The sequence below is a fragment of the Limimaricola cinnabarinus genome, assembly GCF_047631075.1.
Classification (GTDB): Bacteria; Pseudomonadota; Alphaproteobacteria; order Rhodobacterales; family Rhodobacteraceae; genus Limimaricola; species Limimaricola cinnabarinus.
Genome location: NZ_JBLHYX010000015.1, coordinates 1 through 25,645 on the forward strand (window position 1 = coordinate 1; position 25,645 = coordinate 25,645).

Here is a 25,645-nt window from a genome sequence, read left to right on the forward strand (position 1 = left end):
CGCGCCGGGCGCTTGAGCAATTTGAAGGCTCCACGCCAGGCGCGCTTGCCCGAAACGACCAGTCCAACTACCAATCTCAAACTCGCAAACTCTCGTTATGACCGAGGGACCGGCGGGGAGCAGGTCAGAAGGGCTATGCTGTATTTCAATCTCAGGTCGTGGGCCGACATCGCGCCGTCTCAGGGTTCTGAGGTGACGGCCCGACTATATCGGCAGGGAAGAGCGAGCGGCACCCGCTCTCACGATCCGACCGACGACCGAGTTTGGCGGCTATCCATACGAGTGCCGCGACGATCGAGACTACAGCCACCGCCACGAGGATCAGCAGGCCGACGAAGACCGCCCGTTCCGGGACGAGCCTGACCTGTTGTTCGCTCCCCGCGTTGAACATCATGGTAAAGAGCAGCTCGATCGAAAGCGTGCCAGACCAGACCTCGACGACGAAGATCAAAAAGACCAGAACGCCGAGCGACATGAACGCTGAGGCAAGGCAGTCCCAATAGGAGAGGGCGACGGACCGTCGGCCGACCTGAAAGCCTGTCACGAAAATCGCCGGAAACCAGAAGAGAAACGCAAAGTAGCCTCCCACCGTAAGCTGCAGGGTCAGGTCGGCACGTTGCGTGATGATCCGCAGCTCTCCCAAGGCGATCAGGTCGGCCAGCAGTAGGTTGAAGGAATCGAAGAAGATCGAGACCACGAAAGTAAATACCAAGATCGCGAGGGACAGAAGGGAAACAGCCCAAGCGCGAGAGAGCACACGTCGGGGCCGCGCTGGCGATGCATCAACTGGGGTGTGCGCCTGCGAAGAATCTTCCGTGACCGTCGGCTCGGCGACATAGACTGCGAGAATGAAGAAGATTGCCTCCACGCCCAGCGTCATCACAATCCCCAAAAGACCGAGATTACCAGTGCGCGTGCTCAAAAGGGCAAATAACACCCCGGCAATGAGGAGCCCTACGAGAGCATATAAAATCGCGCGATGCGGTCGTCTCGGCATGTCAGGACCTTTCACATCTGATTTCTATACGCGCACTATTGCGGAACACCACCGCGAAATGCTGTAGTCGTTCCGACAGGCTCGGTTCTGCGTTTTGGAACAGGTCCGGCAGTGAGCCTAGCCCAATTGAACGCTCATAAATGTGGCACCTTTCGCCGCCGCAGCCTTTCATGCGTGCCGCAGCATCGGTAAGAATGGGCTCTCACCATTCATTCGCCCCGGGCGCCAATTAGTGCCTCAAGGGGGCAAAGCCAATGTTCAAGCTGCCTTGCGCGCCGCCGTTTCGGCGATCTGACGGGCGCGGGCGAGGACATCCTCGCGGGCCGTCAACTGGGCCAGCTCGGCCTCGAGGCGGGTGAAGAGCGAAAGCGCCCACATTTCCCCACCCGCCAAGAGGGTCGCCAGCTTGTCGCGGGCTTCAGTGAGGCGCGCGATCTCCTGCTGATGGGTCTTCGCCGCCCCCGATGCCTGACCACGCCAGGCAAGACCGGCGGAACCGAGGCCTTGCGATGGGAGGGTGGCGAGGGTGGCGTGCATTGGATCGTCTCGATGGGGAGGTCAGGGCTGTGCGGTTTGCCGCCCTCCGATCGCGGAGGGCGGGAGGATCATGCGATGATCAGGCGGCGTCGGAGGCGCCATCGTCCGTCTGGCGTTCGCGCTCACGCTCCGCGGCTTCTTCGGCCTTGATGCGTTCGATCTCGGCGAGCCGCTTCTCGACGATGGCATCGACTTTCCCGGGGCGAAGCGGGTGCGAGGCGATGCGCTTACGGTTGGCCTTCGTGGCCGCCACTTCGAGGCCGGCGAAGACTTCGGCGATGAGCGAGGCATCGGCCTCTTCGATCCAGGCGGTGAAGTGCTCGCCGATGGCCTTGCGGCGGGCCGCCTCGAGGCGTTCCTCGGCCTTGGCGTCCTTGTCGATGGCCTTTTCCAGCGCGGCGATCGCACGCTGTTTCGCGGTCAGCTTGGGACGGTCGCCGCCGCTTGCGCGGCCATCGGCGGGGGCGTGGAAGCGGGTGGTGTCGAGCAGGGTCTTCATGGTTGGTGTCTTCCTCTTGGGACTGTTTCTGGTCATGTCCGCCGAGGTCTCTGCCGCCGCGGACAGAAGAATAGTCCGACCGATTTTTTTGAGCAGTAGCGTTTTCATGAAGTTTTCTCGGTGCCGCACCTCAAGCCCCTGAATTCACAAGAAAGAAATACGCAAATTTCGGTCATGGACTCTCGTCATCCTCGCCCTTCGCAGGGGTTTTGCGGCCCATGTCGCGACCGGTCAGGGCCATAATGCGCGCGCTGAGAGAGACCCGGATCTTTCCGATGGACCTACGCTCGGCGTAGGGAAGGCGAGATGCGATTTCGAAGATGGTCTCGTCCGCGGATTGGATTTCGGCCGTGTCGCGAGCGACGGCTGTCTTCGCCTCGTCACGGGCCTGTTGGCGCAAGCGCGCCAACGTCTTCGAGAACACATGCAGCGCGCGGGCACGGCCGGAGGTGGAGGGCGCTATCCGCGCCCTCAGCTTCGACAGGAGTCCAGACTTTGCATCCGGTGTCTCGAAGAGCGCGGGCGTCCCGTCCCTGTCCTCGATGTCGAAGGCGCCTGCCGCCAATCCCTGGCCGACAGCCAGCACCGCATCGGCTTCCTGCTCCTTGGCCACGGCGGCGTCCTCGCGCGCGTCAATGGCGTTCTCCCGGTCCGTGACCGCCTCTCGCTTCTGCTCGATTGTCCCTTCCTCGATGACCATGGCCTCTGCACGCCGGTCGAGATCCGCGATGGTCTCGACGATCCTGGTGTCCTCGGCCTTGCGCCAGTCCGCCGTCCGCACATGCTGCCGGTAGGCTGGCGGCTCCTCCCCGGATTGCCGCGCCTTGCGCACGGCTTCGGCCCGCCGCTCTCCACGCACGAGGCCCAGCGGCGCGAAATGCGCGCCAACACTGTCCTGCGCCGCCTCGTAATTCTTGATCAGACCGTGCTTGGACGGCTGGAGCATCCAGCGCTTCGTTCCGTTCAGCTCCACCTGAACCTTCGGCACGATGACCGCGTGGATGTGAAATGCCTGCTCGTCGAGGTCGGCCCGCGCATGCACGACATCCTCGCCGAAATTCTCCAGCAGCCAGTCCCGGGCCGCGTCCTGGAACGCCATTGCGCGGGCCTCGCGGGCGGCAACGGTGGGGAGGGCGTCGAACCAGTCGCGGTTGGCCGTCAGGATCACCTCTCGCATGGGTCCGTGGCGGGTTGCCCGCCAGGGATCGCGTGGGCCTTCGGCCATGCGCTCCCTGATCTGCTTCTTCCGCCGCCGCCGCGTGAGCGTTTCGATCTCATCGGCAAAGTTCTCCGCCTTCATGTCCTCGATCAGGGCGGTTGTCCGCGCTGCCCAATCCGGCTCGCCGATTACATTGCGGTTCAGGTGGGAGCGCGAAGAATTGACATGGCCAAGATCGCCTCCTCTACGGGTGCGGTGCTTCTCGTAGCCGGCAAGGTCGGCGGGGAACAAACCCTGGAAACGGCAGACGACGGCGAATTCTGGGCGGGACTGGTGGATCACGGGGGCATCTCCGGAAGGACTGGAGACGGGGAGATGTTGCTGACCCAGGCGATCCGGAAATCGCGGTTCCTTCACCGGTGCGTTGCGGGGTGTGACTGGCCCTCTACCCTCTACCCTCTACCCTCTACTCACTAACCAGCCTGCGCAGTCGTCGCGCTGCGCGCGCCTTTGTGCACAGGCTGTCGTTCGCCAGGGGAGACCCCTGGACCCCGGCGCCGCTGCCGCGCCGTCAGGGAGACGCGCCGCTCTCCCTGACCCTCTCGGGGCCTTCCGCCGGAGCAAGGGTCATCGTTCCGCACTCCCCCTTGCATCCCCCTGCTCGCAGAGGCCCGTTCGCCACGCCCCCTGCACCCCTTCGGCATCTCCGACGGTCAGACACGCCAACGCCGCGCATCTTGCGGGATGCGCGGCGTTGGCGTTTCGAGACAAGCTAGCTGTTCCACTAAATCCCCCTGAAACCCTAAGCTAATGGCTTCGTCGCGGATCCTTATGAGCTTGACCTAAGCACTGAAGAGGAAAAGAAGCCGTCACGTGGACGAGCATGCCTGACAGGTCGGGCAGAGAGATTAGATCAATCCCACCTGGGCGCTGTCGACCGATGGTGGCGATCGACTAAACCTACCTGCTCGCCATTAATTGCTCTACAAACGGCGAGATATCCAGGCGCGCTTGCTCGTATGAAGCCTTAGAGAGCAGTCGCCCCTTCTCTTGCGATATTACAGTCGCGCCTGAGTATTGATAGTTATGTAGGCCGACCGTCCCGAACACAAACTGCGTATCAGCCGGACGCTGCTCAAAGGCAAATTCAATCATTGCATTGATGTTCGTCTCATCTTGATCTTGGTGTTGTGCAGTGTCAAAAACTATCGGAGCAAAAACCGAAGTCGAGAATTCCGCAACCGTATGCAATACCGCGTAGTGATAAGCTAAAATTAAACGAGGAAGATCGCTTCCGGTAGTGTCAATAACAGGCCTCAGCTTCAAAAAAGTCTTCTCGGGTGGCGAAGGTAAGTTCAATTTATCGCAAAAAGCTCTAAGTTTCCCCTGATAGAATTCAAGAATTTTTGCTTTTCGCTTCGCACTGTTATTATCCCGCATTTTCTTTGCCGCCGCCCTAATATCCTCTTCTATCCCCCCCACAAGGACATCGATTTTTTCTTTTTCTTTATCAAGGCTAGCACCCGCTATCCGACGACTCTCATGCTCCAACATATTGCGAAGCGTCAATTTTCCTCGCTTTTCACCTAGTATTGAATCAATCTCTACAGCAGCTTCCTTGTGCATCCGCATTTCCTTAGACTTAGCTTCGATTTTCTTTGAAACCTTTTCTAACTCTTCTTGAGTCGCGGCTAAGTAAGTGCGGCATGTTTCTGCGTCCCCTGCCAAACGCAAAGTATTAGCAAAGCTTGTCTCATGCACGGTGTTGCAGGTTGGGCAGACAATCTCAGAAGTGTCAATTTTCTTTAAATATGTCACATCGGCGTCTAATTCCTTCAAAGTTGCTGCCGCCAGCTTGCTCTCTTGCAAAAGACGGCTGCGGACAGCTTGCAGCTCTCGAACTTCCATTCGAACCTTTTCCCTCAAATCATTGAAGCGATCCTGCTTTTCGAGGTATATAGCAATCTCATTCTCAAAATTTCTTGGCTCAAAGGACAAATCGCTATCAAGCGTTAAGGCGTCCAGTTTTTTCTGGGCGAACTCAAGATGCTTACGTTCGGCCTGCTGAACTGATAACTTGCTGGTCGCAGCGTCCTTCTCTGCCCGGGCTAAGTAGTATTCTTTTGGAAGCGCTCCGGAGTGGAAATCAATTAATGTATCCTTGGGAGAGCTATAAGCATTCAGTCCGTCGAAAGACGCCCAAGTATCATTTAGACCAGTATCTTGGTCAATATAGAAGGGCATGAACCACGCTGATGGCATGGGAGAAACAAGGCCGCTGCGCATTCCAGGAAATTGGATATCTGCATCAAATATGTCTGCCCAAAAGGCAGCAGCTTTAGTTATGCCGTAATGAGCGGAGATCATCTCTCCAAGCCCATCGAAAAATGCAATATTGTTCCCAACCCTTAGAGAAAAGTAAGAAATGCCATCGACACTAAACTCGAGGAGAATTTTGGCCTGAAGCTTCTCCCACTCACTGTTATTTTTCTTTGGGTCCGCACCGAGCGCAGCATATAAAGACTTTATAAAACTCGACTTTCCGGTGCGATTTACCCCGTAGCTTGTGACCACGACCTCTGGGCTATCGAGACTTTCAACCCTTGCGCTCTTCTCTCGATCCGAGACGATCCATAACCTTCTGAAGTTCAGTTTTTTCATTAGTTTTCTTCCGAAGACTGCGTATCAGTTTTTTGAACTGTTCCTGCCTGTTGAGTTTTGAAAATTTCATATATGACCATCGCTTTCAGTTGGGCAGCCGAGTAACCAAACTTCTCCGCATTGCCTACCAGTTCTGCAGACGCAACCAATTTATCAATAAATTCGCCAATTGGTTCAGTTACTTCATTTACCTCGAGAGCCTGCCGTATCTTCATTACCAACACGTTCTGAGCATCGTTTCCGCTGTCCAGTGCTTCAACCCTGAAACCTTCATAGGCAAGTCTAACATCGTTCGCGTGAATAAAGCCCCAATGCAGCCCAATAAAAGGCTGAATAAAGCTCCATTCGGGGGCGTTTGTGTTCGAGGCAATGTCAGTCAGCCAATCGTCGATATCGTTCTTAGATATTCCCTTCTGTGTTACGATCTGGCCGATGACACTCGGAACATCTGTTGCGAGCTTCTTGTTCCTGAGACGACACTGTCCGACGATCGCGTTTGTGCACGCTTCTAGCTGAAATGCATCTCCGCAAATTTTAGCTTGTAAAAAGCTATGAACTCTACCTTTCACCAGTTCGTGGCATGCGGTTTTGTCAAGCTCAGTTCGCCGGAACCCTAATATATCAAGGCAATCTAGATTTGCATCTGGATATGCAGATTGGATATGGTCTAGGAGTTTCGTTTTCTTAACATCAGACATTGCGCTGAAAAGTGAATTCTCAGCTTGCCCAAATTCTGAACAATATGCATTTGAAACTACTTGGCCGCCTTTAGCGTAACCAGAGAACGCAGCGACGTTTCCATGCAACTTTTGAATAATTGATTGAGACTTTTCGCTAGTTTTAGATTTTTTCGGGTTATGAGAGAGCGAGGCTAGTGACCAATTGCCCTTGGTTGAATGCTTCAGTTGAAAGAATTCAATCTCCGTAGGGCTTTCGGACCCAGTCAGCAATACGATATCACCATGAAACTCAAACAGAACTGCAAAATCGCTAAGTTTATCATAGCTTTCAAATAGAAGCTCAACGCCAAACATCAGCTGAAATTCAAATGCAGCATAGGCATCTGAACCAGCAACCTCTCTGTGCGGAGTCTTCTCTATTTTTTCGGTTAAACTCAATGCAGTATCCCAAACTTTTGATCAAGTCATACATCTCTCGCCCTTCGGTTCAACTGCAAATTGCATAGTTCATCCGATTCGGATCGGAGCGAAGGAAAACCCCAAGGCCAACCCTTTCCGCCGTGCGCGCGTCTCGTGACGCGCACGACGAAAGGTCCCGGCCGATAGGAAAGAGGGAAGATCGTGAGCGTCGGACATCCACCAATTAAGGACACCGAAAATGCTCGACAACATCCAGACCACCTTCGCGATGACCCCGGCGTGGCAGGACCACATTGCACCTGGCGACATCGTCGCCTTCCGCTTTCCTCTCGCCGAGGAGGGCCACATTGGGCGCCCCAAGGCGCGGCCCTGCCTCGTTCTCGACATCGAGGTTCAAGGCGGTCAGCGTTGCGCTCTGCTCGCCTATGGCACCACCTCGCGCCGGCGCTCCAATGTCGGCTACGAAGTGCATGCACGTCGCCGGGAGGACTACCGTTCTGCTGGGCTCAATGAACCGACCCGCTTCGTCGGCGCGCGCCGCCTGCTGGTGCCGCTGACCCACAGCGGTTTCTCAATCTGCCGGGCCGCCGGCTCCGCCGTCCTCGGACGCCTCAGCGGCGCCCCGCTCAGCGCGATGCATGCCGTGCGGGGCCGCATCCACGCGGAACGCGATATCGCCGCCAGCTATTGGTCCCGGCAGCGCCGGCGGACCGGTGCCATGCGAGGCGGGGAGGTCGTCGTGGAGCGGCGCACACGACGACGCGTCGTTCCCGCCGGAAAGGCGGTGCAGGGATGACCGGGTTTTTGCCGTTGAGCCTCTTGGAGCAGCAGGTCGGCCTCGTCCGCGGTGTCCTCGAGCGGCGATCAGGAATGGGTCAGCACCTGAGGAGCCGGGTGATTCCGCATCTCAGCCCCGGTGCGCAGGATGCGGTGAGGGAGGCCCTCGAGCTCCTCGAAAAGGAGAGCGGCGTCGACGAGACCCTCGCGCAAGTCCTCGCTACAGCGATCTCCGAGATCCACGACGGGATCAAGGCCGGGACCTTCGAGGAGAAGGTCGACATCCCGCAGGAGCGCCTGATCGGCTGCGCCGAGGCGTTCGACACCCACCGGCGTCTCACGCCGGAGGCAGAGGCGCTCCAAGCTGCCCTCCCGCTGCTCGAGGAGCTGTCTCGTGCCGTTCGGACGGCCATCGACTTCGCTGAAGCGGTGAAACTGAGCTTGCGGATGCTCGACCACAAATGATCCGACGGCGCCCGCGTGGGCGCCGTTCCTTGAGGGGCCGCATGGTCCCGGCGTCGGGACTGGATCCCCCGGCATTCGGCGCGCCGGTGATGATCAACACTCCTTCGCTGCTACGAAGCTGCCGGCGCGCCACCAACTTCACAGGAGAAGCCGATGAAATACTGCACCCGCGCCCATGTCTGGCTGCGGCGAAACCTCGTGCGCGTCGCGATTGTCGTGCTGTTGATCGTCCACGGCGCTCTGCTGATCTGTCCGGGCCCGTAGGTCAGGCGGGGTGCACGCTTCTTGGCCCATCGGGATGCACGGGAAGACCTCGCTACCAACGAAATACCGGTGCGGATGCAGGAGAATGTGGAGCAAAAAGTGGAGCAAATTTTTCGGGCAATGATCACACTATGCAATCAAATGCCTTATTTTGCTGGCCTTGCGTCGCGCGCAGGGGGCAAAAAGTGGCGGAGACGAAGGGATTCGAACCCTCGAGACGGTTTCCCGCCTGCACCCTTAGCAGGGGTGTGCCTTCGACCACTCGGCCACGTCTCCGCCGGTGTGTCTATGCAAGCGCTGAGGGGGAAACAAGGGCGAAAACCGTTCCGATGCAGAAAAGCTGTCGAGGATCTTTATGTCTCATCGCAACAGCCCAGTGGCTCTTTGGCCTCCTCATCCCGGCTTGCTGTGTCGGCATGCTTAGGAGCGCTGGAACGAGGGAATGGCAAGAGGCAGGCCGCGTTCGGTGGCGGGCTTGTTCGCTGCCTGCGCTCTGGATTGCTCCCATCCCCGCAGTCCCTCCGAACCAGACCAGCAGGGCCGGACAGACTGTCGCAGGGCCGAACGGTTGCATCGCGGGCGCGGAACATTAGTTGAACGGAATGACAGCACACAGTTTGGAGCGCAAGCTCGCCATCCTCTCGGACGCCGCGCGATACGACGCCTCCTGCGCGTCGTCGGGGACGTCGAAGCGCAACTCGAAGGACGGCAGGGGTCTCGGCTCGACCGAAGGCTCGGGTATCTGCCATGCCTATGCGCCCGACGGACGCTGCATTAGCCTGCTCAAGGTACTGATGACGAATTTCTGTATCTTCGACTGTGCCTATTGCGTGAACCGGGTATCGTCCAATGTCGAGCGGGCGCGGTTCTCGGTCGATGAGGTCGTGAAGCTGACGCTGGAATTCTACCGGCGCAACTACATCGAGGGGCTGTTTTTGTCCTCGGGCATCATCCAAAGCCCCGACAAGACCATGGAGGACATGGTCCGCATCGCTCGCAAGCTGCGCGAGGAGGAGAACTTTCGCGGCTATATCCATCTCAAGACCATCCCCGAGGCGAGCCAGGAGTTGATCGAACAGGCCGGGCTCTATGCCGACCGGGTGTCGATCAACGTGGAGATGCCGACCGATGCGAGCGTGACGCAATACGCCCCCGAGAAGAAGCCCGACACGATCCGCCGTGCGATGGCGGGCGTGCGGCTCAGGAAGGAGGCGGCGAAAGAGACCAGCCACACCGGCAAGCGTCCGCCGCGCTTTGCGCCGGCCGGCCAATCGACGCAGATGATCATCGGCGCCGACGGCTCGAACGACGCGACCATTCTGGGCCAATCGACGCGGCTCTATTCCTCCTATGGGCTGAAGCGGGTTTATTACTCCGCCTTTTCCCCCATCCCCGACGCCACAGCCAAGCTGCCCCTGATCAAACCGCCGCTGATGCGCGAGCATCGGCTCTATCAGGCCGATTGGCTGATGCGCTTCTATGGCTTCGACGTGGGCGAGATCACCGCCGGGACGGGCGGCAACCTCGATCTCACCATCGACCCCAAGCTTGCCTGGGCGCTGCGCAACCGCCATGCCTTTCCGGTCGACCCGATGCGGGCGGATCGCGAGACGCTGCTCAGGGTGCCGGGGTTCGGTGCCAAGACGGTGGGCCGGATCATCGCCGCGCGGCGGCACCGAAGGCTGCGCTGGGACGATCTGGCGCGGATGGGGGCCAACATGAAGAACGCGCGGCCCTTTGTCAGCCTTGTCGACTGGACCCCCGGCGCGCTGCTCGACGCGCCGGATCTCGCTGCGCGATTCGCCCCCGCGCCGGAACAGCTGTCGCTGTTCTGACGTTTCGCGTCCATGCCCCACGTCGCCCTGCCCCGCATCGAAACCGACAAGGCTTGGCGCGACGCCGCCCGCGGCCTGATCGCGCGCCGGGTGCCGCCCGAGGAAGTGACGTGGAGCCGGGGCATGGCCGATGACGACCTTTTTGCCCAGGCCCCCGAGGAGATCGCGCCCACGCGCGCCACGCTCAAGGTCCCGCGCGAGTTCGTGTCGCTGGCGGGCTCGGTGGTCTGGCACCGCGACCCCGAACGCTTTGTCCGGCTCTACGCGCTGCTGTGGCGGCTGCGCTCCGAGAAGGGGTTGATGGAGGATCGCGGCGACACCGCCCTGGCCAAGCTGCGCTCCATGGAAAAGGCGGTGCATCGCGACCGGCACAAGATGACCGCCTTCGTGCGATTTCGCGAGATCGGAGCGCGCGACGCAGCCCGCCGACGCTTTGCGGCGTGGTTCGAGCCGACGCATTTCACATTGGAGCCCACCGCGCCGTTCTTTGCGCGCCGCTTTGCCGACATGGATTGGATGATCGCGACGCCCGACCTCACGGCCGCCTTCGAGGAGGGACGCTTGAGCTTTCATGACGGCGAACCCAAGCCCGATATTCCCGATGACGCGACGGAGGAGCTCTGGGGTACCTATTTTCGCAACATCTTCAATCCTGCGCGGCTCAAGATCGGCGCGATGACCTCGGAGATGCCCAAAAAGTACTGGAAGAACCTGCCCGAGGCGCGCCACATCCCCGAGATGATCGCAACCGCCCATGCCCGGGCCAAGGCGATGCAGGCCGCCGCCCCCACGCTGCCGCCTCCGCGCGCCGCGAAGATCACGGAACGGCTCGCCGCGCCCGGCGTTGTCCGCGCGATGGTCGATGATCTCGATCAGCTCCATGCGGAAGAGAACGCCTGCACCCGCTGCCCGCTCTATGAGAACGCGACGCAGGCGGTGCCGGGGATCGGCCCGCGTGACGCCGATCTGATGGTGGTGGGCGAACAGCCCGGCGATCAGGAGGATCTGGCGGGCCGGCCCTTCGTCGGCCCCGCGGGCAAGATGTTCGACCGCATCGCGCGCGAGGCCGGGATCGACCGCGCCCAAGCCTTCGTCACCAACGCGGTGAAGCATTTCAAGTTCACGCCCAAGGGCAAACGGCGCATTCACCAGAACCCGAACACCGGCGAGATCAAGGCCTGCCGCTTCTGGCTGCAGTCAGAGATCGAGCTGGTGCGCCCGAAGCTGATCCTGTCGATGGGCGGCACCGCCGCCGAAAGCCTGACCGGGTCACGCAAGGGTATCCTGTCGCGGCGCGGCACGATCGAGGCGACCGCCGAAGGCGTGCCGGTGTTCCTGACCGTCCACCCGTCCTACCTGCTGCGGCTGCCCGATCCGGCGCTGCGCGACGACGAGACCGCGAAGTTCCGCGCCGATCTGAAATCGGCGCAGGCGCATCTGGAAGAGTTGCGCGCTGGCTGAAGGCGGCAAAGCGAAAGCGCGCCGCAGGGGAATGCGGCGCGCCTCAAGTGGTTCAAAGAACGGGAGCGTGGTTCGGTTCAGGTGTTGAACAGGAAATGCATCACGTCGCCATCCTTGACGAGGTAGGACTTGCCCTCGGCGCGCATCTTGCCCGCCTCCTTGGCCGGACCCTCGCCGCCCAAGGCGACGAAGTCGTCATAGGCGATGGTCTCGGCGCGGATGAAGCCGCGCTCGAAATCGCCATGGATCACGCCCGCAGCCTGCGGCGCCAGCGTGCCCTGCCGGATCGTCCAGGCGCGGGCCTCCTTGGGGCCAACGGTGAAGTAGGTCTCGAGATGCAGAAGATCGTAGCCCGCGCGGATGAGCCGGTCGAGACCCGCCTCCTCGAGCCCCATCTCCTCAAGGAACATGGCCTGCTCTTCGGCGTCGAGCTGGCTGATTTCTTCCTCGATCCGGGCGGAGATCACGACATGGGCGTTGCCCTCGGCCGCGGCCATCTCGGCCACCTTGGCGGACTGGCTGTTGCCGCTCGCGGCCGAGCCTTCCTCGACGTTGCAGACATAGAGCACCGGCTTGGCGGTCAGAAGCTGCAGCATCTTCCACGCCTTGCGATCGTCATCGGCGATCTCGACGGTGCGGGCGGGTTTGCCATCGGACAGTGCCACTTGCGCGGCCTTCAAAAGGCGCTCCTGATCGGCGGCCTCCTTGTCGCCGCCGCGCACCTTGCGCTGCAGGCCCTGAAGCCGCTTCTCGACCGACTCGAGATCGGCGAGCATCAGCTCGGTCTCGATCACCTGCGCGTCGGCCACCGGATCGACCCGGCCATCGACATGGACCACGTCGCCATCCTCGAAGCAGCGCAACACGTGGGCGATGGCGTCGGTCTCGCGGATGTTGGCGAGGAACTGGTTGCCCAAGCCTTCGCCCTTGCTTGCGCCCTTCACCAGCCCCGCGATGTCCACGAAGGTCATCCGGGTCGGGATCACCTGCTTGGACTTGGCGATCTCGGCCAGTTTGTCGAGGCGCGGGTCCGGCACCGCGACGTCGCCGACATTCGGCTCGATCGTGCAGAACGGAAAGTTGGCGGCCTGAGCCGCCGCGGTGCGCGTCAGCGCGTTGAACAGGGTGGACTTGCCGACGTTCGGCAGCCCCACGATCCCCATGCGAAAGCCCATGTCACGCCTCCTAGCAGCACATCGCGGCGGTCCTATCCCCGCACGGCCCTCCGCGCAAGCCAAGGCTTGGTGACGACGGGGCCAGCATGCCATGCTCCACCCGCAAGCTGGAGGAGCCGCCGATGATCCCGATTCCCTATATCACCTTCCACGGCAACTGCGTCGAGGCGATGGCCGAGTATGCGAGGATCTTCGATGCGCCCCCTGCCAACGTGATGACATTTTCGGAGGCGCCGCAGGAAATGCGCGACTCCCTTCCCGAGGCCAGCCCGCAGGCGGTCATGCACGCGGCGCTGAAGATCGGCGACGGCTGGATCTATGCCAGCGACGACATCATGGGCGGCACGCCGGAGATGTCGGGATGTTCGATCACCATCGATCTGCCAGACGTGGCGCGCGCCCGCGCCGTGTTCGACGCGCTGGCCGAGCATGGTCAGATCCATATGGAGTTCGCCAAGACCTTCTGGTCCGAGGGCTTCGGCACGCTGACCGACCGCTACGGCACGCGCTGGATGGTCGGCGTCGAAGCCCCCATGCCGGACCAGCCCCAAAGCTGAGCCCCCATTGATTTCCGCCCCCCTTTGGCCCAAACCGCGAGGGGATCGGGCCAGAGGGGACGGGCATGACACGCATCGACGACACTTTCGCGCGGCTGAAATCCGAGGGGCGCAAGGCTTTCGTGGCTTATGTCATGGCCGGCGACCCGGATTTCGAAACCTCCAAGGGAATCGTGCGCGGCCTGCCCGGGGCGGGCGTCGACATCATCGAGCTGGGCCTGCCCTTCACCGATCCGATGGCCGATGGCGCGACGATCCAGCTCGCCGGACAGCGGGCATTGGCGCAGGGCATGACGCTCGACCGCACGCTCGAGATCGCGGCGCATCTGCGCGAGACCGACACCACGACCCCGATCGTGCTGATGGGCTACTACAACCCGATCCATTCGCGCGGCGTGCCGACATTCCTCGAACAGGCCAGAAAGGCCGGGATCGACGGCCTGATCGTCGTTGACCTGCCGCCCGAGGAAGACGCCGAGCTGTGCCTGCCCGCGCAGGCGGCGGGGCTGAACTTCATCCGCCTCGCGACGCCGACCACGGATGACGCCCGGCTGCCACGCGTGCTGCAAAACACCTCCGGTTTCGTCTATTACGTCTCGATCACCGGCATCACCGGCGCCGCCGAGGCGCAGGCGGACGCCGTGGCCCCCGAGGTGGCGCGGATCAAGTCGAAGACCGACCTGCCGATCATCGTGGGTTTCGGCGTCAGGACGCCCGAGACCGCGAAGAGCATCGCCGGTATCGCCGACGGCACGGTGGTCGGCTCGGCCATCGTTAGCCAGATTGCCGAAGGCCGGCCGGTGCCCGAGATCCTTGCCTTCGTGAAGGCCCTCGCCGACGGGGCCCATTCGGCCTGAGGCTGCCTTCATTTCCGGAATACGCGATCTCGACGGCACCCTTCGGGGTGCCGTTCTCGTTGCGGCACCTTGCAACCGCTGGTAAATGATCTTGACCAATCGGGGGGAGGGAACCATGCCAGTCATTACCTGCATCGAGGATCTGAAACGCCTGCACAAACGCCGGGCGCCGAAGATGTTCTTCGACTATGCCGAATCCGGTAGCTGGACCGAGCAGACCTTCCGCGAGAATACCACCGACTTCGAGAAGATCCGCCTGCGCCAGAAGGTGGCGGTGGACATGTCCGACCGCTCCACCGTGGGCCATATGCTGGGCGAAAAGGTCGCGATGCCCGTGGCGCTTGCCCCGGTGGGCATGACCGGCATGCAGAACGCCGATGGCGAGATCAAGGCCGCGCGCGCAGCCGAGAAGTTCGGCGTGCCCTTCACCCTCTCCACGATGTCGATCTGCTCGATCGAGGACGTGGCCGAGCACACCTCGGCCCCGTTCTGGTTCCAGCTCTACGTGATGCGCGACGAGGATTTCGTGGACCGGATCATCGAGCGTGCCAAGCGCGCCGGCTGCCCGGCGCTGGTGCTGACGCTCGATCTGCAGCTCCTGGGCCAGCGGCACAAGGATCTCAAGAACGGTCTGTCCGCCCCGCCCAAACTTACCCCCGCCACCATGCTCGACCTCTCGACCAAGTGGAGCTGGGGCCTGGAAATGCTGCGCACCAAGCGGCGCTTCTTCGGCAATATCGTCGGCCACGCCTCCGACGTGGAGGACACGCGCTCCTTGATGAAATGGACTGCCCAGCAGTTCGACCTCAAGCTCGACTGGGAGAAGGTCCGCAAGATCGCGGCCAAGTGGGACGGCAAGCTGATCCTGAAGGGCATTCTCGATGCCGATGACGCGCGCAAGGCCGTGGAGGTCGGCGCCGACGCGATCGTCGTGTCGAATCATGGCGGGCGGCAGCTCGACGGGGCGCTCAGCTCGATCCGCATCCTGCCGTCGATCGTGCGCGAGGTGAAGGGCGAGACGGAGATCTGGCTCGACAGCGGCATCCGCTCGGGACAGGACGTGCTCAAGGCGCTGGCGATGGGGGCGGACGCCACGATGATCGGCCGGGCCTGGCTCTACGGTCTGGGTGCCATGGGCGAAAAGGGCGTGACGGCGGCGCTCGAGATCATCCGCAAGGAGCTCGACCTCACCATGGCGCTGTGCGGCGAGCGCGACGTGGCGAATCTCGGGCGGCAGAACCTGCTGGTGCCCGAGGATTTCGAGGGGCGCTGGCAGCAGGACATGTCGGACCGGGCCGAGGCACAGATCCACACCCTGCCCGCCTGACCATCGGGGGGCGGCGCGGCTGCCCCCTTGCATCTTCGCGACTTGGAGAGAGGCTGGAGCGGGCGGCGGGAATCGAACCCGCACGTTCAGCTTGGAAGGCTGACAGGCTACCACTACATCACGCCCGCTTCGACGGCTTTGATAGCGGCTCGCGCGGGCGGCTTCAAGACGGCTCGGACGTCAATCCGCCTTGATCGGTTCGATCAGCTCCGGCCCGCTCGCGCGGTTCGAGTTCACCTTCGGATCGACCCTGTGAAAGGCCAGAGCCTCCGGGTTGGGCTTCATCAGCACCGCCGCCCCATGCCCCGCCTCGCCAAGCCAGAGCGGCCAGTCGGCGGCCTCGAGGATCACCGGCATCCGGCTGTGGATGTCGCGCATCGCCCCCGCCGCCCCGGTGGTGACCACAGCGCAGGTCGTGAAGCCCTTGCCATCCCGCTCCCACTCCTGCCACAGCCCCGCGAAAGCCAGCGGATCGCCGTCCCCGCGGTGGATGAACCACGGCAGCTTGCGGCCCGCCTCGTCCACGGTCCACTCGAAGAACCCGCTCGCCGGGATCAGGCAGCGCCGCTCGCGCACCGCGGCCCGGAAGGCGGGCTTTTCGGCCACCGTCTCGGCGCGGGCGTTGATGAGGAGCGGGCCATCGGTCGGCGTCTTGTACCAATGCGGAATGAAGCCCCAGCGCATCGGGCGCAAGCGGCGCGCCCCCTCCTGCGCGGTGACCGTGTGCACCTGCACCGTCGGGCAGACGTTGTAGTTGGGCACTTCGGGCAGGTCGTTCGACGGCTGCGCCTCGAAGACCTGCGCCATCGCCTCATGGGGCAGCGTGATGGCCATGCGTCCGCACATGGGGGGGCTCCTGTGGTTTTCGACGCCCTACATAGCATGGCGCGCGCCTACGTCGCGGCGGATCGGCGCCTGACCCGGCCCGGCCCGGCTTCACAGTCCGGCGCGGGCCTGCCAGAACGGTCACGAGTTTCAGTTGAGGACGTTCTATGACCCGCCGCCTGCCCGCCGCCCTGTTCGCGCTCACGCTCGTCTCCGCCTGCGCTGCCTCCGGCGGCTCGACCGTCGTGCGGGGCACTGGCCCGGACGAGCTTTTGAAGCTGCGCGCGGGACCGGGTTTGGGCTATAGCGTGATCCTCGGCCTGCCCGACGGCACACGGCTCCAACGCCGCGACTGCGTCACCGAAATGGGCCAGCTCTGGTGCCGGGTCTCCCTCGCCGATGCGCTCGGCATCACCGGCTACGTGTCCGAAGACTACCTGTCCGAAAGCTGATGAAAAAGGCGCGCGCCGGTGTCCCGGCGCGCGCCTTTTCCGACCCGAACGGGTCTTACTTCATCGTGATGCGACCGTCGGTGTAGGGTTTGTAATCGCCCTGCGCCGCCATGTACTCGGCCGTCACGTCGGCGAGGTCGGGGCCGAAATCATAGGCGTTTTCGGCCTCGACGAACATCGAGTAGCCGTCGCCGCCGTTGCGCACGTAGTTGTTCGACACGGCGCCATAGGTGGCCTCCGGATCGAGCGGCTCACCGTCGATCACCACGTCCGAGACGCGGCTGCCTGGCTCGGCCGCGGCATCGACGGCAAAGGTCATGCCGGCGACCTGCGGGAAGCGGCCGCCGCCCTCCTCGATCTGGCTTACCCCGTTCTCCAGCGCATCCAGCAGCGTCGCGCCCGATATCTGGAAGGTCGAAAGCGTGTTCTGGAAGGGCAGCACGGTCAGCACCTCGCCCATCGTCACCTCGCCCTCGTCGATGCTGGCGCGCAGGCCGCCCGAGTTGGCGATGGCGACCTGGATGCCTTGATCGGCCACGCGGTCGAGCATGGCGTCGGCCACGAGGTTGCCCATCTCGCATTCCTGCGCGCGGCAGATGTCGCGGTTGCCCTCGATCGGCGCGGCGGAGGCGGCGACGACGCGATTGCGAATCTCGTCGAGCGGCTTGGCGAGCTCCGCCACGCGGTCCACCGCCACCTGATCCTCGACCACCTCACCGTCGATCAGCACCGGCTCGCCCGAGGCTTCGGTGATCACGCCCTCATCGTCGAAGGTCACGTTCAGCTCGCCCAGAAACTTGCCATAGGCATAGGCCTGCACGATGGCGGTGTCGCCGACCATCACCGGATAGACGTCGACCGCGCCCTCCTGTTCGTTCGACAAAAGAGTGTTGGAATGCCCGCCGACGATCACGTCGACGCCAGTGGTCGCCTCGGCCACGCGCTTGTCGGTCTCGAAGCCCGAATGGCTCAGCACCACGATTTTGTTGACGCCTTCCTCGGTCAGCCGGTCCACCTCGGCCTGCACCGCCTCGACCGGGTCGGTGAAGATCACGTCGGGGCCGGGGCTCGCCAATTCGTCTGTGTCCTGCGGGGTGAGGCCGATGAGGCCGATCTTCTCGCCGCCGCGCTCGATCACGGTGCTCTTCTGGATCGCGTCGGCGAGCTTTTCCTCACCCGAGACGTCGGCGTTCGACATCAGCACCGGGAAATCGACATTGTCGATGAAGGCGCGCAGCACCTCGGGGCCATCATCGAACTCGTGGTTGCCCACGGTCATCGCGTCATAGCCGAGCTGGTTCATGAACTCGGCCGTCATCTCGCCCTTGTAGTAGGTATAGAACAGCGTGCCCTGAAACTGGTCGCCGCCATCGACAAGCAGCAGGTTGTCCCCCGCCCGCCCGCGCGCCTCCTGCACCGCCGTGACGAGACGCGCGACACCGCCAAAGCAGTCGCCGGCCTCGTTGTCCTCGGCCGAGCAGGTCGAGTCGTAAGCCGAGATCGGCTCGTAGCGGTCGTGGAAGTCGTTGGTGTGCAGGATCGTCAGGCTGTATTCCGCCTGTGCGGCACCGGCGGCAAGCGCGATGGCGGCCGTGGTGCCGAAGAGTCCAAGTTTCATTGTTGCGTCCCTGTCGGTTTCGTTATGGCCCGAGCCTGCGCCAAGGCCGCGGCGTCTGTCAAAGCTGGCGTTGTCCTGCCCTAGCGGCATGACACACGCATGACGGGCCCGCTTGACGTGGCGGCGGGGCGCGGCCATGAGACGGTCATGCTGATCTACAAGATATTCCGCGCGCCCGAATGGGCCGATCTGGACCTCGCCGGCGAAACGCTCGGCGCACCGGTCGATCTCGCCGATGGCTTCATTCATTTTTCGACCGCCGAACAGGCCCCCGAGACGGCCGCGAAGCATTTCGCGGGCGAGGACGGGCTGGTGCTGGCGGCCATCGACACCGAGGCACTGGGCGATGATCTGCACTGGGAGCCGTCGCGCGGCGGTCAGCTTTTCCCGCATCTCTACCGGGCGCTGAAGCGCCAAGAGGTGGTCTGGTCGAGGAAGCTGCCGCTGGCGGGCGGACGCCACGAATTCCCCGGGGACATGGCATGAGCGCTCTGGAAAAGCTGGGTCTCGCGGCGCTGCACCGCATCGACCCCGAAACCGGGCACGGTCTGGCGCTCAAAGCGCTGAAGGCGGGCCTCGGCCCCAAGGGCGGCCCGGTGACGAGCGCGCGGCTCGCCACCCGCGTGGCCGGTCTCGACTTGCCCAACCCGGTCGGGCTGGCGGCGGGCTTCGACAAGAACGCGGTGGCGCTGGACGCGCTGGCGCAGACCGGTTTCGGCTTTGTCGAGGTCGGCGCCGCCACGCCGCGCCCGCAGGAGGGCAACCCGCGCCCGCGCCTGTGGCGGCTGACGCAGGACCGCGCCGCGATCAACCGTTTCGGCTTCAACAATGAAGGCATGGAGACGATCGCCGGGCGACTTGCACGGCGGCCCGCGGGGATCATCGGCCTCAATCTCGGGGCCAACAAGGACAGCGAGGACCGCGCGGCAGATTTCGCCGCCGTGCTGACCCGCTGCGCCGCACATCTCGACTTCGCCACCGTCAACGTGTCCTCGCCCAACACCGAGAAACTGCGCGATCTGCAGGGCCGTGCGGCGCTCTCGGCGCTACTGGCGGGCGTGATGGCCGCCAATGCCGCCCTGCCCCGCCCGCTCCCCGTTTTCCTCAAGATAGCGCCGGACCTGTCGGAGGCCGAGATCGAGGATGTGGCGCGGGTGGCCGAGGAGGCGCGCGTCTCGGCGATCGTCGCCACCAACACCACGCTGTCGCGCGACGGGCTCACCGACAGCCAGCGTGACAACATGGGCGGCCTCTCGGGCCAGCCGTTGTTCGAGAGATCGACGCGGGTGCTGGCACGTCTGTCCTCTCTCACCGATCTGCCGCTGATCGGCGTCGGCGGCGTGGGCTCGGCCGAGCAGGCCTATGCCAAGATCCGCGCCGGGGCGAGCGCCGTGCAGCTCTACACCGCGCTGGTTTATGGCGGCGTGTCGCTCGCGGGAGAGATCGCGCGGGGGCTCAACGCTCTGCTGGCGCGCGACGGCTTTGCCAACGTGGCCGACGCCGTGGGCACCGGCCGCTCCGACTGGCTTTAGGCGGCGGCCCGTTCCAGCGCAGGGTAGCGCGCGGCCAGCGTCGCGCCGCGCGCCACATAGCTCACCAGCATCGCCATCCACAGCCCGTGATTGCCGAAGGCGGCGGTGAGCGGGATCGCGGCGGCGAAGTAGATCGCCGCCGAAAGCGCCATCATGTTGCGCATGTCACGCGAGCGGGTGGCGCCGATGAAGATCCCGTCGAGCATCCATGGGATCAGCCCGAACAACGGCGTCGCCACCATCCATGGCAGGTAGTCGCGCGCCGCTTCCCGCACCTCGGGCGCGGTGGTCATGGCGTCGATGATCGCGGGCCCGAAGATCCAGAAGCCCAACGCCAGAGCGAGGCTCACCACGCCGCCATGGATCGACGGCAGGATCGCCGCCCGCCTGAGCCGAAGCGCCGCCCGCGCGCCCATCGCCTGCCCCACCAACGCCTCGGCCGCGAAGGCGAAACCGTCGAGCGCGAAGGCGGTGATGTTGAGAAATTGCAGCAGCACTTGGTTCGCGGCGAGGGGCACGTCGCCGAACCCCGCGCCCCAGAACAGGAAGCTGATGACGATGGATTGCAGCAGCACCGAGCGGATCAGGATGTCGGTGTTCACCGCCGCCATATGCCTGAGCCGCGCCGCGTCGAAGATCCGCGCCCGGTCGCGCCAGGCCGGCGTGGCAAAGGCATCCCGGCACAGCCACAGCCCGAGCGCGAGGCCCGACCATTCGGCGAGGAAGGTGGCGACGGCGACGCCCGGCACGCCCCAGCCCAGACCCAGCACGAACCACAAGTCGAGCGCGATGTTGACGCCGTTCATCCACAGCTGCAGCACCAGCACCGCGCCGGTGCGCTCCTGCGCGATGAGCCAGCCGGTCAGCCCATAGATCGCAATGGCGGCGGGGGCGGACCAGACGCGGATCGCGAGATAGTCGCGCGCCAGCGTCTCGACCTCGGCGCTCGCGGGCGCGAGCGTGAAGGCGGCGGCGAAGATCGGCCATTGCAGCGCGATCAGCGCGGCCCCGGCGGCAAAGGCGATCATCAGCGCGCGGCTGAGCAGCGCCGAGACCTCGGCCCGGTCACCCCTGCCCAGCGCCTGCGCGGCGAGGCCGGTGGTGCCCATGCGCAAAAAGCCGAAGATCCAGTAGACGCCGGAAATGATCACCGCGCCGATGCCGACCGCACCGATCGGGGCTGCGGCCCCGAGTTGTCCGACGACACCGGTGTCGACCGCGCCCAGAATCGGCACGGTGGCGTTCGAGAGCACGATGGGCAGCGCGATCTTGAGGACGCGCCGGTGGGTCAGCGGCGCGGCGGTTTCAGCCATCGAGCCCCGGCATCAGGAAATGCCCCGTCGCCTGCGCGAAGAGACGCGCGCGGTTGTCCTGCCATGCCTCGACATGCACACTCGCATAGCGCCGCCCCGAACGGTTGATCCGGGCCCGCGCATAGGCGTCACGCGGCAGGCCGGATCGCAGGTAATCGACCGTGAAGTCGATGGTGCGCGGCCAGTTCGGACGCGCCTCGGCCTCGGCCTGCGCCTCGGGTGTGCCCGCCTCGATCAGCCCCCACATTCGCGACCACGCCAGTTCGACGATGGCGGTGGTCTCCAGAAACGCCGCCGTGGCGCCGCCATGCAGCGCCGGCAGCATCGGGTTGCCGATCAGCCGGTCCGCATAGGGGAGCACGGCGGTCAGCTCATCGCCATGCCGCTCAAAACGGATGCCGAGAAAGGCGATGTAGGGCACGCCGCCGACGAGCCGCTCCAGCGCGGCGTCGCGGCGGGTCTTGATGACCTGGACGGGTTCGGGACGCGGACGGCTCATTTCGGCGCTCCCAGCTTTTCGACCGTGAAGGCGCCCGTCGCCGTCGCCACGGGGCGGCTGTCATCCTCGTCGCAGGCCACGGCGCGCACGAAGGCGACCGACCTCGTGACGTGCCAGCATTCGGCCTTGGCGGTGATCACCTGTCCGGGCGTCGCGGGGCGCATGTAGTCGATCCGCAGATCGAGTGTCGCGGTGCTCAGCGGTGCGGAGGGATGCGACATCACGGCCGCGCCCGCGCAAGTGTCCATCAGAGCCGATACCGCGCCGCCATGGATCACACCGGTCTCGGGATCGCCGACCAGCTCCGCGGCCCAAGGCATGGTGATGGCGGCATGACCGCCGCCAAGCACCGCGATCCGCATTCCAAGCGCCTGCGCATGCGGCAGGGCATCGATGAATTGCTGGGCGCGATCGAGATCGAGGTTGTGATCGGATGTCATGCGATCAACTTGGCGATCCCACAGGCGTCGGCAAGCGTTATCTTTGAAGAAAGCAGCCCATAGCCGTGTTGTCGTCACGGCACGAGACTCCTAATGTCTGCTCGAAGGAGCGCCGAAGATGTCCGATACCCCCCTGACTTTCAAAGAAATGTGTGAACGATTCGAGGTGACGCCTCGGACCTTGCGCTATTACGAATACATCGAGCTGCTGGCTCCCGAGAAGCAGGGCCGCGCCCGGTTCTACGGACGCCGCGAGATCGCCCGCATGATCCTGATCCTGCGGGGCCGCCGCTTCGGCTTCAGCCTCGAGGATATTCGCCAGTTCCTTATCATCTACGAGGCCGAAGGCACCCGCGCCCAGATGGAGACATGGGTCGGGATGGCGGACAAGCAGCTCGAGACGCTGGAGGCACAGCGTCGCGAGCTCGACGAGACCATCTCCGAACTGCGCAAGCTGCGGGACGAATCTTATTCGTCCCTGAAGTGAAGTCCCGGAAAACACTCAACTTCAACGGGTAATCGAGAATTTTACCGGGAGAACAAAGTTTCTCCGTAAGAGGTGAATTTTTCTTGACCTTTCGTCATCGCATTGCTGACGTGGCGTCATGTTTACGTTCGCGTCACCTTTGCTTGTAAGGTCTTTTCGGAACCCGCAGGTGGATCGTCTGACCGGACACCAAGGGTTAAGAAAAAAATGACCGACCAGACCATGACCATCCGCCAGATGTGCGACAGCTTCGACGTGACGCCCCGCACATTGCGCTTCTACGAGGCAAAGGAGCTTCTGTTTCCCATTCGTGAAGGCACGAAGCGGCTCTTCACCCGGCGCGACCGGGCCCGGCTCAAGCTGATCCTGCGCGGCAAGCGCTTCGGCTTCAGCCTCGAAGAGATCCGCCAGCTTCTCGATCTCTACGAGACCGACGACCAGCAGGAGGTGCAGCTCGCGCGCACCCTTGAAGTGGCCGAACGGCATCTGCGGGAGATGCAAGAGCAGCGCGCCGCCCTCGACGAGGCGATCCGGGAGCTCGAGACGCAGATGAACTGGGGCGCGGACCGGCTGAGCCAGTTGCGCGCACGGGCGACGGCGGCCTGACCGCCCTCTCCTCGATCTGGTCGGGATGACATTGCGCGGTCCGGGAGGAGGAGCCCGGTCCGCGTTCATCGGACCAGACCGGGCCGCGCGGCCCGCCGGAGGAGAGACAGGAATGCCAAGCTACACCGCACCGATCCGCGACATCCAGTTCGTCCTGCACGAATTTCTGCGGGTCTCCGAACAGGACACCCCCGGATATGCGGATCTCGACGCCGATTTCACGGCGGCGATCCTCGAGGAGGCGGGCAAGCTCTCCTCTGCCGTGCTGGCGCCTCTGAACCTCTCGGGCGATCATGAAGGCTGCCGCCTCGACAACGGGGTGGTGCGCACGCCCGAGGGCTTCAAGGCGGCCTTCGACCAGATCCGCGATGGCGGCTGGACCGCCATCGACGTCGCCGAGGAATTCGGCGGACAGGGCCTGCCCTATCTCATGCATACCGCCGCGAACGAGCCGATGGTCTCTGCCAACATGGCGCTGAACATGTATCAGGGCCTGACCCACGGCGCTTACACCGCGATCAAGATCCACGGCACCGACGCGCAGAAGGCGTGCTGGCTGCCGAAGCTCGGCTCATGCGAATGGACCGGCACGATGAACCTGACCGAACCGCATTGCGGCACGGATCTCGGCCTGATGCGCACCAAGGCGGTGCCGCAGGAGGACGGAACCTACCGGATCTCGGGCCAGAAGATCTTCATCTCGGCCGGCGAACACGACATGGCCGAGAACATCGTCCACCTCGTGCTGGCCAAAATCCCCGGCGGCCCCGAGGGCATCAAAGGGGTGTCGCTCTTCGTGGTGCCCAAGATGCTCGTGAACGAGGACGGCTCTCTTGGCGCGCGCAACGGCGTCGCCTGCGGCGCGCTCGAAGACAAGATGGGCATCCACGGCAACGCCACCTGCGTCATGAATTACGACGAGGCCGAGGGTTATCTTCTGGGCGAGGCGCACAAGGGCATGCGCGCCATGTTCACCATGATGAACGAGGCCCGTCTCGGCGTCGGCCTGCAGGGCTGGGCGCAATCCGAGGCCGCTTATCAGAACGCTCTGGCCTATGCCAAGGACCGGCTACAAGGCCGCGCCGTCACGGGTGCCAAGAACCCGGCCGGCCCGGCCGACCCGCTGATCGTGCATCCCGACATCCGCCGCAGCCTGATGGATCAAAAGAGCTTCAACGAGGCTGCGCGCGCCTTCACCTATTGGGGCGCCTCGATGATCGATCGCAGCCACAAAATGGGCGACGCGCAGGCGGAGGCGATGATCTCGCTGCTGACCCCGATCATCAAGGGCTTCCTGACCGACAAGGGCTTCGAGATGTGCGTGCAGGCCCAGCAAATCTTCGGCGGGCATGGCTACATCGAGGAATGGGGCATGTCGCAATTCGTGCGAGATGCCCGAATTGCGATGATCTACGAAGGTGCCAATGGCGTGCAGGCGCTCGACCTGGTGGGCCGCAAGCTCGCGGCGCAGGGCGGCAAGCCGATGATGACGCTGATCGAGGAGATCAAGGTCTTCTGCAAGGAGAACGCCGAGGATGCCGATTTCGCGCGCGATTTCATCGAGCCTTTGAAATCCGCGTCGATGGACATGCAGCAGGCGGCGATGTTCTTCATGCAGAGCGGCATGAAGGACCCCGACGCCGCGCTTTCGGGCAGCACCGATTTCATGCATCTGATGGGGCATGTCTGCCTCGGCTGGACCTGGGCACGCATGGCCAAAGCGGCGCAGGCGGGACTGGCGTCGGGCACCGGCGATCGCGACTTCTACGAGACCAAGATCGCGACGGGGCGCTACTACATGGCGCGCCAGCTTCCGGCGACGAAGATGCATCTCGCCCGGATCGAAAGCGGCGCGGCCCCGGTGATGGCGCTGGAAGCCGACGCTTTCTGATGGACGACGGCGTGGTCCGGGGCGAGGCTCGCTCCGGACCGAACCGGAGGACGACATGCCCAAGCGCCTGAAACTGACCCGCCGCTTTCCCGTCGCAATGAGCGAGGACGGCTATCGCCGCCTCAGGCGTTTCGCGCGCGAGGCCGGGCTCGACGAGGGCGAGGCCCTGTCCTTCCTGTTCGAGAATTTCGACAGCGTCATCTCCGAGGACACTTTCAACCACAGGCTGAGGCTGTTCAATGCGGAGCTGGAAGCGCGCAAGCGGTAGGGACCTGCAGGGAAAGGCAGATGGTGGATCTGCGTATTTTTAG

26 protein-coding genes and 2 tRNA genes are annotated in these 25,645 nt (G+C 63.4%); 14 read left to right on the forward strand and 14 right to left on the reverse strand.

Annotated elements, in window-relative coordinates; genetic code table 11:
* Positions 1-151: 151 nt before the first annotated feature.
* The 6 genes from ACJASC_RS12625 to ACJASC_RS12650 form a co-directional block, all read right to left on the reverse strand.
* A complete protein-coding gene (locus tag ACJASC_RS12625; protein WP_415146359.1) occupies positions 152-997 on the reverse strand; it encodes a hypothetical protein in 846 nt (281 codons plus the stop codon).
* Positions 998-1,255: 258 nt separating this feature from the next.
* Entirely contained in the window at positions 1,256-1,534 is a 279-nt protein-coding gene (locus tag ACJASC_RS12630) for a hypothetical protein (RefSeq protein ID WP_415146360.1), read from the reverse strand.
* 79 nt (positions 1,535-1,613) lie between these two features.
* Entirely contained in the window at positions 1,614-2,033 is a 420-nt protein-coding gene (locus ACJASC_RS12635; protein WP_415146361.1) for a hypothetical protein, read from the reverse strand.
* A 172-nt stretch (positions 2,034-2,205) separates the two neighbouring features.
* Entirely contained in the window at positions 2,206-3,534 is a 1,329-nt protein-coding gene (locus tag ACJASC_RS12640) for a plasmid recombination protein (RefSeq protein WP_415146362.1), read from the reverse strand.
* 618 nt (positions 3,535-4,152) lie between these two features.
* Entirely contained in the window at positions 4,153-5,853 is a 1,701-nt protein-coding gene (locus ACJASC_RS12645) for a hypothetical protein (protein ID WP_415146363.1), read from the reverse strand.
* The gene (locus ACJASC_RS12650; protein ID WP_415146364.1) at positions 5,853-6,971 is read right to left on the reverse strand and encodes a dsDNA nuclease domain-containing protein; all 1,119 of its coding nucleotides are present in this window, start codon (positions 6,969-6,971) and stop codon (positions 5,853-5,855) included. Before ACJASC_RS12650 ends, ACJASC_RS12645 begins: the two co-directional genes overlap by 1 nt.
* Positions 6,972-7,191: 220 nt before the next feature.
* Here ACJASC_RS12650 and ACJASC_RS12655 point away from each other — a divergent pair, with 220 nt between their 5' ends.
* Together ACJASC_RS12655 and ACJASC_RS12660 are read left to right on the forward strand one after the other, a co-directional pair.
* Entirely contained in the window at positions 7,192-7,749 is a 558-nt protein-coding gene (locus ACJASC_RS12655; RefSeq protein ID WP_415146365.1) for a hypothetical protein, read from the forward strand.
* Positions 7,746-8,195 carry a hypothetical protein gene (locus ACJASC_RS12660; RefSeq protein ID WP_415146366.1) on the forward strand — a complete coding sequence of 150 codons (450 nt, stop codon included), beginning with the start codon at positions 7,746-7,748 and terminating at the stop codon, positions 8,193-8,195. The genes ACJASC_RS12655 and ACJASC_RS12660 overlap by 4 nt, the downstream gene beginning before the upstream one ends.
* Positions 8,196-8,645: 450 nt before the next feature.
* Here ACJASC_RS12660 and ACJASC_RS12665 read toward each other — a convergent pair.
* Positions 8,646-8,735, reverse strand: a tRNA-Ser gene (locus ACJASC_RS12665).
* A 326-nt stretch (positions 8,736-9,061) separates the two neighbouring features.
* On the opposite strand from ACJASC_RS12665, the gene ACJASC_RS12670 reads away from it, so the two are divergent.
* Positions 9,062-10,294 (forward strand): putative DNA modification/repair radical SAM protein, encoded by a 1,233-nt coding sequence (locus tag ACJASC_RS12670; protein ID WP_415146367.1) that lies wholly within the window; start codon positions 9,062-9,064, stop codon positions 10,292-10,294.
* 12 nt (positions 10,295-10,306) lie between these two features.
* A complete protein-coding gene (locus ACJASC_RS12675; protein WP_415146368.1) occupies positions 10,307-11,755 on the forward strand; it encodes a UdgX family uracil-DNA binding protein in 1,449 nt (482 codons plus the stop codon).
* 77 nt (positions 11,756-11,832) lie between these two features.
* On the opposite strand, the gene ychF is transcribed toward ACJASC_RS12675, so the two are convergent.
* Positions 11,833-12,930 (reverse strand): redox-regulated ATPase YchF, encoded by a 1,098-nt coding sequence (ychF, locus tag ACJASC_RS12680; protein ID WP_415146369.1) that lies wholly within the window; start codon positions 12,928-12,930, stop codon positions 11,833-11,835.
* Between the two features lie 122 nt (positions 12,931-13,052).
* Here ychF and ACJASC_RS12685 point away from each other — a divergent pair, with 122 nt between their 5' ends.
* From ACJASC_RS12685 to ACJASC_RS12695, 3 genes are all read left to right on the forward strand, one after another.
* Positions 13,053-13,487, forward strand: a complete 435-nt coding sequence (locus tag ACJASC_RS12685; protein WP_415146370.1) for a VOC family protein — start codon at positions 13,053-13,055, stop codon at positions 13,485-13,487.
* A gap of 65 nt (positions 13,488-13,552) precedes the next feature.
* A complete protein-coding gene (trpA, locus tag ACJASC_RS12690; RefSeq protein WP_415146371.1) occupies positions 13,553-14,344 on the forward strand; it encodes a tryptophan synthase subunit alpha in 792 nt (263 codons plus the stop codon).
* 115 nt (positions 14,345-14,459) lie between these two features.
* On the forward strand, positions 14,460-15,671 hold the full coding sequence (locus ACJASC_RS12695) for an alpha-hydroxy acid oxidase (RefSeq protein ID WP_415146372.1): 1,212 nt from the start codon (positions 14,460-14,462) through the stop codon (positions 15,669-15,671).
* Between the two features lie 54 nt (positions 15,672-15,725).
* Here the strand turns inward: ACJASC_RS12695 and ACJASC_RS12700 are convergent.
* Together ACJASC_RS12700 and ACJASC_RS12705 are read right to left on the reverse strand one after the other, a co-directional pair.
* A tRNA-Gly gene (locus ACJASC_RS12700) sits at positions 15,726-15,799 on the reverse strand.
* A 52-nt stretch (positions 15,800-15,851) separates the two neighbouring features.
* On the reverse strand, positions 15,852-16,517 hold the full coding sequence (locus ACJASC_RS12705) for an SOS response-associated peptidase (protein WP_415146373.1): 666 nt from the start codon (positions 16,515-16,517) through the stop codon (positions 15,852-15,854).
* Between the two features lie 146 nt (positions 16,518-16,663).
* On the opposite strand from ACJASC_RS12705, the gene ACJASC_RS12710 reads away from it, so the two are divergent.
* A complete protein-coding gene (locus tag ACJASC_RS12710) occupies positions 16,664-16,948 on the forward strand; it encodes an SH3 domain-containing protein (RefSeq protein ID WP_415146374.1) in 285 nt (94 codons plus the stop codon).
* Between the two features lie 55 nt (positions 16,949-17,003).
* Here the strand turns inward: ACJASC_RS12710 and ACJASC_RS12715 are convergent, their stop codons facing one another.
* The gene (locus ACJASC_RS12715) at positions 17,004-18,566 is read right to left on the reverse strand and encodes a bifunctional metallophosphatase/5'-nucleotidase (protein WP_415146375.1); all 1,563 of its coding nucleotides are present in this window, start codon (positions 18,564-18,566) and stop codon (positions 17,004-17,006) included.
* 147 nt (positions 18,567-18,713) lie between these two features.
* On the opposite strand from ACJASC_RS12715, the gene ACJASC_RS12720 reads away from it, so the two are divergent.
* A complete protein-coding gene (locus tag ACJASC_RS12720) occupies positions 18,714-19,052 on the forward strand; it encodes a DUF952 domain-containing protein (RefSeq protein ID WP_415146438.1) in 339 nt (112 codons plus the stop codon).
* Entirely contained in the window at positions 19,049-20,098 is a 1,050-nt protein-coding gene (locus tag ACJASC_RS12725) for a quinone-dependent dihydroorotate dehydrogenase (RefSeq protein WP_415146376.1), read from the forward strand. Before ACJASC_RS12720 ends, ACJASC_RS12725 begins: the two co-directional genes overlap by 4 nt.
* On the opposite strand, the gene ACJASC_RS12730 is transcribed toward ACJASC_RS12725, so the two are convergent.
* The 3 genes from ACJASC_RS12730 to ACJASC_RS12740 are packed head-to-tail and all read right to left on the reverse strand — an operon-like array spanning position 20,095 to position 22,350.
* Positions 20,095-21,411 carry an MATE family efflux transporter gene (locus ACJASC_RS12730; RefSeq protein WP_415146377.1) on the reverse strand — a complete coding sequence of 439 codons (1,317 nt, stop codon included), beginning with the start codon at positions 21,409-21,411 and terminating at the stop codon, positions 20,095-20,097. The genes ACJASC_RS12725 and ACJASC_RS12730 overlap by 4 nt on opposite strands.
* On the reverse strand, positions 21,404-21,910 hold the full coding sequence (locus tag ACJASC_RS12735; protein WP_021692483.1) for a PaaI family thioesterase: 507 nt from the start codon (positions 21,908-21,910) through the stop codon (positions 21,404-21,406). The genes ACJASC_RS12730 and ACJASC_RS12735 overlap by 8 nt, the downstream gene beginning before the upstream one ends.
* The gene (locus ACJASC_RS12740; RefSeq protein ID WP_415146378.1) at positions 21,907-22,350 is read right to left on the reverse strand and encodes a PaaI family thioesterase; all 444 of its coding nucleotides are present in this window, start codon (positions 22,348-22,350) and stop codon (positions 21,907-21,909) included. The genes ACJASC_RS12735 and ACJASC_RS12740 overlap by 4 nt, the downstream gene beginning before the upstream one ends.
* Positions 22,351-22,468: 118 nt before the next feature.
* On the opposite strand from ACJASC_RS12740, the gene ACJASC_RS12745 reads away from it, so the two are divergent.
* The 4 genes from ACJASC_RS12745 to ACJASC_RS12760 all read left to right on the forward strand — a co-directional run bounded on the left by ACJASC_RS12745 (position 22,469) and on the right by ACJASC_RS12760 (position 25,602).
* A complete protein-coding gene (locus tag ACJASC_RS12745) occupies positions 22,469-22,837 on the forward strand; it encodes a MerR family transcriptional regulator (protein WP_021692481.1) in 369 nt (122 codons plus the stop codon).
* A 207-nt stretch (positions 22,838-23,044) separates the two neighbouring features.
* The gene (locus tag ACJASC_RS12750) at positions 23,045-23,443 is read left to right on the forward strand and encodes a MerR family transcriptional regulator (protein ID WP_021692480.1); all 399 of its coding nucleotides are present in this window, start codon (positions 23,045-23,047) and stop codon (positions 23,441-23,443) included.
* Positions 23,444-23,555: 112 nt separating this feature from the next.
* On the forward strand, positions 23,556-25,334 hold the full coding sequence (locus ACJASC_RS12755; RefSeq protein WP_415146379.1) for an acyl-CoA dehydrogenase C-terminal domain-containing protein: 1,779 nt from the start codon (positions 23,556-23,558) through the stop codon (positions 25,332-25,334).
* A 55-nt stretch (positions 25,335-25,389) separates the two neighbouring features.
* Entirely contained in the window at positions 25,390-25,602 is a 213-nt protein-coding gene (locus ACJASC_RS12760) for a hypothetical protein (RefSeq protein WP_021692478.1), read from the forward strand.
* Positions 25,603-25,645 lie beyond the last annotated feature (43 nt).